Here is a 6000-nt window from a genome sequence, read left to right on the forward strand (position 1 = left end):
AAAACCATTGCGGTACACCACCAAAGCTCATAATAACACCTCAAAGTAAAAATTTATAATAATAATGGTTGTTTATCAAGAAAATAGGGTCTTCTATGGTTTTTTTCTCCACAAAAGATCTAAAATATTATAAAATAAGCAGTAGACATTAGCTTCAAGCTAGTAAAGAGAGGTAGAGAGATTATGTTACATTTAAAATGGAAAGATGCGCCAACACTTCGCACAGTCACGTGCAAGCATACAAATGCATCTAAATACTTAGTGTCCAATGTATTAACGGTTGGAAAAGATTATGAAGTTAAAAATGAAACAGAAGAGTTCATCTTTATTATCGATAATACAGGTAATATCGGTGGCTATTATAAAGACTATTTTGAATAAGCTTCACAAAAGTAGGGTGGTTCAGACGATTTCTGAGCCACCCTTCGTTCATGAGAAAAATAGCATTAGTCTTTCTTAAAGCCCTTTAATTCAGCGACATCTTGTAAATGCTGTTTTTCCTGTTCTGTTGCAGTATGGAGAGCAAATACATCCTGAATAGCCGTCTTGAGCTCCTGCTGAGTTTCTCTGAATTTTGATACTTGCTGTTCAAAAGAGGGGCTCGTAAAGCGATCGTGTGTTCGAGACAAACGTTCCTCAAGCTGTGCATAGTGTTGATCCATATTCATGGATAGCATCATGGCCAGCTGATTTTTCCAAAGCGGTATAAGGGTAACGATTGAAAATTCGATTTTTTCTGCAAGTGTTTGGTTTGCTTGCTGAATCATACGTATTTGAGGTGCAGTCTGTAGGGCTACTTGCTGTGAAACTTGTAAGTCATAAATGCGTTGATCTAGACGTTCAATTTGAGCAGCTAAGTCATTAAGCTGTTGGACTGCAAGAGGTTGCTTTGCTGCCTGTACACTTTGCACCTTTGTCGGTAGTTCTGTCTCAATGGCTTGCTGCTTTTTCATTTGTCCTGCAGCAATCGCAGTAGCAAGCTCCTCAAAAAATCCTCTATTATGTGAGTAAAGCTCCTCAAGCATCTCTACATCCTTTATGAGCTGAATCTGTGCACGTTCTAGCTGTACACCAATTCGCTCGACTTGGATACTGATTCGTTCAAACTCTGTTAATGTTTGCTTAATTGGGCGTTCCGTTTTACCAAACATTTTTTTGAAGAAAGATTGCTTTTTTGGCTCTAAAGCATTAGGATCTACACGATCTAATGTTTGCATTAATGAATCTAACATTTGTCCAATTTTGGTAACATCCTTCTGTTTCACCTGTGCAAGCATGCGATCAGCGAAGTGAGAAAGTGATCGTTGTGAGTCTTGCCCTAAAGATAGTACGGATTCAAAATTTTCCAAATCAATTTGACTAGCATATAGAAGTGCACGACTTTGCGCAAGAGGCGATAGCGTTTCATAGGTCGCCATCGCCTCGTTATTAGTTGTTTCTAAATAAGTTTGTACAAGGGGGGAGAGCCCTTGTATTGTATTAAGTTGATATGCATGATCATTTGCTGTCACTTATCATCGCCTCGCCACTCCAATTGTTCTCTTCTTCTATTATTGGAACGATTCGCGAATTCGATTTCCATTTGAAGGTGATCGATATCATTGGAAAGCGCATCCTTTAAATCAATCTGAATCGTATCATTTAAATCTGTCAGTGTTTCCCTTGTTTTAGATAAAGTTATTTGAATTTCTGAATCCTTTACAGGCTGCTTCGATAGCATTGTATATTTATCCGTTAATTCTACAGCAGAAGGTAGATGTGCATAAAAAAATTGCTCTACATTATAAAATTTACGGGGATCTGTCTTGACAATTTTCACAATATTTTTTGAAATACGAGTCATTTCAAGCAATTGCTTAAATGCTGCAACAGAGCGAACACGTAAGTAGTTTTGGCTCAATGTTTGGATATGTTTATTGGCAGTTATAATTTGGGTTTCAATATGTTTATATTCTTCTTTTGTTATACCAGTTAATTGCATAACTTTCTTCTTTTGTCTATGTTTCAGCAACGCTGTACTCGTCGCGTAAGTTCCAGCAAAAAATAAACCACCAAGGAAGTATCCTGGATTTGCCACAATTGCTGCAAAGGAAACAGTTGTTAGAGAAATAAAGAAGCTAGCGGTATGTCTAGTGAAAAACTGTTTGACACTAAGCATTGTTTCTTCCTCCTTGCTTTTCAATATGTCTATCTTCTTATACGAAATAATCGACATAAAGTTTCATTGAAAAATTAAACCTTACATAAATTTTACTGCTAATTGTTAAGTTTCTCAATGATAATACTTTAAATACTGGCAATCTTTGGAGCCTTATTAATAACTATCATAGATTAACATTTCCAATCGGTTTGTGCTTATGCTTATTTTGATGAATATGTATTTAATTTAGGTTAGCCTTTTCTATGTTCCTATAACATCTTTTAAATCGTTATAGGTAGGGAGGAGGTCTCGTTTTTCTGGAAACCTCCTGAAGATGACAAAATGCCATAAGTAATGATGGTACTGTTATTAATGATACCTGTAAATGTTATAGTCTAAAAAGTTTAATCAGTTAATCCCTTACCATTAAGAATTTGCTGGGTATATTTTTCAATCCTTGACACTCTTGTTTTAGATTGTTTAGGTTGAGAAAAATAAAGAATGTATGCTCTTTGCCGTCCAGGCGTTAGTGCTTCAAATGCAGTTTTCAAGGCTGGCTCTTCTTCAAATTTTTGTTGAAGTTCGTCAGGCATAGTCTCCGTATTCTTTTTTAACGCTACTTCCAAGCCTGCTTTCTCAATTGCAATTGCTTGTGAGACATAGTCCTTTATGATTGCTTCCTTTTCAACTATTTCTTGAACATTGGTAAAGCGTATTTGGCGTGCTGCCTGAACATTTTCGGTTTGCTGAATGAGAATCCCGTGCGTATCCTGTAATAGTGCTCCCTTGTGAAATAGAAGCGCACAATATTCTTTAAACCCATGAATTAAAACTATATTTTTATTATTAAGCGTGTAACAAGGATGCATCCACTTAAATTCTTCAGTCAGCTCACAATCATGAACAATTTTTCTTAACGCTCTATATTCTTCCTGCCATTTTTTTGCCTTACTTATAAATTCATCAACCTTAGGATTCATACTATTCATTACGGAACACCTCTCATCAATTTGTTAATCTGAAGTAAAGAAAGACAAAAATCAATTTCATCAATTGATTTATAATAAAACATGAGAAGGTGTCATGTCTAGCATAGCCAAATGTACTAGGGAGAAGCACAATATCGGAACCTAAAAAAGATTGAAGCAATAAACCTCAATCAAAATTTGCCTAAGCAGCATTTCCTTTTGAGAATATCATCAATCTTATTATTAACTAGCTTTTGTCCTAATTAAACAATATCTGACTCCATTCGCACATATCCTTTCAAATCATCATGAAGCTCTAAAGTAAAGGAATTAGAATCTGCTTGTGGACTTACACCTTTTTGAACAAATAACAGGAATTCTTCTATTGCCTTTTTAGATCCCTCAACTTCAACTTCAATTTGTTCTTGGTCATTAAGCTTACAATATCCCTTTAATCCTAGTTCAATCGCTTTTTGTTTAATGAAAAAACGGTAGCCTGTACCATATACATCACCAAAAAATTTAATCAGCGCTCGCTTGTTCACGCTAAAACCTCCTACTAGTTAAGGAGGGGAAGAGTCCCCTCTACTTAGTGCATTACACGTTCTTTTTCTAAATGAGCAATTAAGTTATTAATAAAATAGAGAACTTTCTCAGATGCCTGGTCTACTTCTTTTAAATGAATTTCGGCTTGTTGTATATGACCAGCCTTATGAGCCTCTGCTGCTAATTTTGCTGACTCATGGACACGTATATGATAGGCGTCTAGATCACGATAATCTTGTAAGTGTCCAAAACGTTCTACTGAGCGTGGAGAAGTATACCATTTACCTAGACGACAATCTTTATGAGAAGATACATCACTCGGTTGTACGTTTTCAAGTCCGAGGAACATATTATAAATCCGCCATTTCCATAAAATATGATCTGCCTTTGATAATTGTAAAAGTGCTATGGATGATAGCTGAACATTATTATTGGCAACAATATCATTACGGAAACGATTAATTTCTTTTCCTAATAAGTGTATATCACTAGATGTATTATGACTATAATCTCGAATATCATCCTGTAAATTAGATATTTCAATCATTCTTGTAGATACCTCGTCTATTGCTGCTGCCTGTTCCTGTGAGATAGCAGCCGTATTTGTGACATCCAGGTTAATTCCTTCAATGGCACTAACAATAGCGTTTAATAATGGCAACGATTCTTTTGCCTCAACGGTTGCATCCTTAATGATGTCTGTTGTTTCCGTTATGGAGTTAGCTACATCATTCGAATAGCTTTTTAAATGATGCACGTTTGTAGAAACTTCACTTAGTGCTGAGACAGTGCCCTCAGCAAGCTTTCGAACTTCCTGTGCCACTACTGCAAAGCCTTTACCGTGTTCACCTGCGCGTGCCGCCTCAATAGAAGCGTTTAGCGCAAGTAAGTTTGTTTGATCAGCAATTTGGTTAATCAAGGTTACTACATGCTCAATATCATTTACTCTTTTTTGTAATTCCGAAAAAGATTCAACGATTGCTGTAAATGTTTCTTCCGTTTTGAAGATTTCAGATAATGCGTGCTCAATAGCATCTTTCCCTTTAATGGCATGATCTACAGATTCCGTTGTTTTTTCAGAAATATGGGAAGACATACGGGCAACCTCATTAATGGAAGCGGCAATTTCTTCTGTTGCGGCAGTAGAGGATTGGATTTCTTCATTTTGTTTATCTAAACTGAATACTAAATCTTTCATGTACATAATTTTAGCATTAACATCCATTAAAGAAGATATTTCTGCGACTACATTTTCAATAATTCGTTCTGTTAGTACTTCAACAAGTAGCTCTTGATCGACATTGACAGCAGATTGGAATGATTTCATGTATTCAAAGGCCTTATACGGTTTTATACCGAAATTATGTAAAATATATGTTGTTATATAAAAGGCAAATTGATTGAAAACAACAATTAACTTACCAGGCTCATACTGATTTTTTCGAAACAAATTGAAAAATTTAACTGTTTCATCTACATACTCATCATCACGCGTAGCTAAGAAAAATTGTGTCAAATATCGATTAATATTTTCTTCACTAATTGTTTGCTGAGAGGTAGGGGAGATTTCACTTAAATAATTGTTAAAAATAGCATTCATAGATGGTGTGATATCTTTTAATTTGTTGTAAAGAGCCTTTAAATTTTCCTCATCATGAGAATTGAAGTGGTTAAATGCTAAAGTTTGATGGAAACGGCCAGTTGCATTCAAATTGGTACCACGCTTTAATAATTCTTCGAGTTCTGCCTTCGGTCGAATACTTGAAAACATAAAAAAAATACCTCCCAAAAAGTATGAATAATAAGGTAATAATAGCATATTTCAGGGTGTTTTAATAGACATTTCATGTGTGTTTGCTAAAATGAGAATATCTTATGACAGCAGGGAATGGGCAAATATGTATACAATACTTTACATGAAAGCTGATTATGAGCCTTGGTGGAAATTTGAAGGCTGGGAAGCTTTTATTCAAACGAATGAAACATTTGCAACGGAAGAGCAATTTAAATTGGCATTAGCGCAAAAATTAGAGCACTTTCGATTAACATACGACAATGAGGCAACAAAAGAAGGGAAATATTGGGCTTTTTGGTCGGAGGATGAAAGCTTTTATTGTGAGGCTTGTGATGATGATACACAAGTTTATCATGGTATTATAGCTATAAAATCAGAAGAATTGAAATAAAATTTTGAAATTAAATCACTAGCGTCGCATTAAAATAATTCACCGTTTTCATTAAGTCTGAATTTTCTGCAATCCAATCCTGCCATAAAAAAATCCTTTATAATGGTTGGGCGGTAGTAAACCATCCAAATCCAAAATAAAGGACATACGCATGGACAAG

At 35.3% G+C, this 6000-nt stretch carries 7 protein-coding genes; 2 read left to right on the plus strand and 5 right to left on the minus strand.

Annotated elements, in window-relative coordinates:
- Nucleotides 1-183: 183 nt before the first annotated feature.
- The gene (locus AC2CGN_RS24870) at nucleotides 184-381 is read left to right on the plus strand and encodes a DUF6501 family protein (protein ID WP_429987288.1); all 198 of its coding nucleotides are present in this window, start codon (nucleotides 184-186) and stop codon (nucleotides 379-381) included.
- A 65-nt stretch (nucleotides 382-446) separates the two neighbouring features.
- On the opposite strand, the gene AC2CGN_RS24875 is transcribed toward AC2CGN_RS24870, so the two are convergent.
- The 5 genes from AC2CGN_RS24875 to AC2CGN_RS24895 form a co-directional block, all read right to left on the minus strand.
- Entirely contained in the window at nucleotides 447-1511 is a 1065-nt protein-coding gene (locus AC2CGN_RS24875; protein WP_429981750.1) for a toxic anion resistance protein, read from the minus strand.
- Entirely contained in the window at nucleotides 1508-2158 is a 651-nt protein-coding gene (locus AC2CGN_RS24880) for a 5-bromo-4-chloroindolyl phosphate hydrolysis family protein (protein WP_283872681.1), read from the minus strand. Before AC2CGN_RS24880 ends, AC2CGN_RS24875 begins: the two co-directional genes overlap by 4 nt.
- A gap of 386 nt (nucleotides 2159-2544) precedes the next feature.
- Nucleotides 2545-3129, minus strand: a complete 585-nt coding sequence (locus AC2CGN_RS24885; protein WP_484516866.1) for a YdeI/OmpD-associated family protein — start codon at nucleotides 3127-3129, stop codon at nucleotides 2545-2547.
- Nucleotides 3130-3371: 242 nt separating this feature from the next.
- Nucleotides 3372-3653, minus strand: coding sequence for an acylphosphatase (locus AC2CGN_RS24890; RefSeq protein WP_286925271.1), 282 nt, complete (start codon nucleotides 3651-3653; stop codon nucleotides 3372-3374).
- 44 nt (nucleotides 3654-3697) lie between these two features.
- On the minus strand, nucleotides 3698-5425 hold the full coding sequence (locus AC2CGN_RS24895; RefSeq protein WP_286925272.1) for a globin-coupled sensor protein: 1728 nt from the start codon (nucleotides 5423-5425) through the stop codon (nucleotides 3698-3700).
- A gap of 127 nt (nucleotides 5426-5552) precedes the next feature.
- Here AC2CGN_RS24895 and AC2CGN_RS24900 point away from each other — a divergent pair, with 127 nt between their 5' ends.
- Entirely contained in the window at nucleotides 5553-5840 is a 288-nt protein-coding gene (locus AC2CGN_RS24900; RefSeq protein WP_429981752.1) for a DUF1033 family protein, read from the plus strand.
- The last annotated feature ends 160 nt before the right edge of the window (nucleotides 5841-6000 follow it).

The sequence above is a fragment of the Lysinibacillus sp. DFXJR4 genome, from assembly GCF_057196045.1.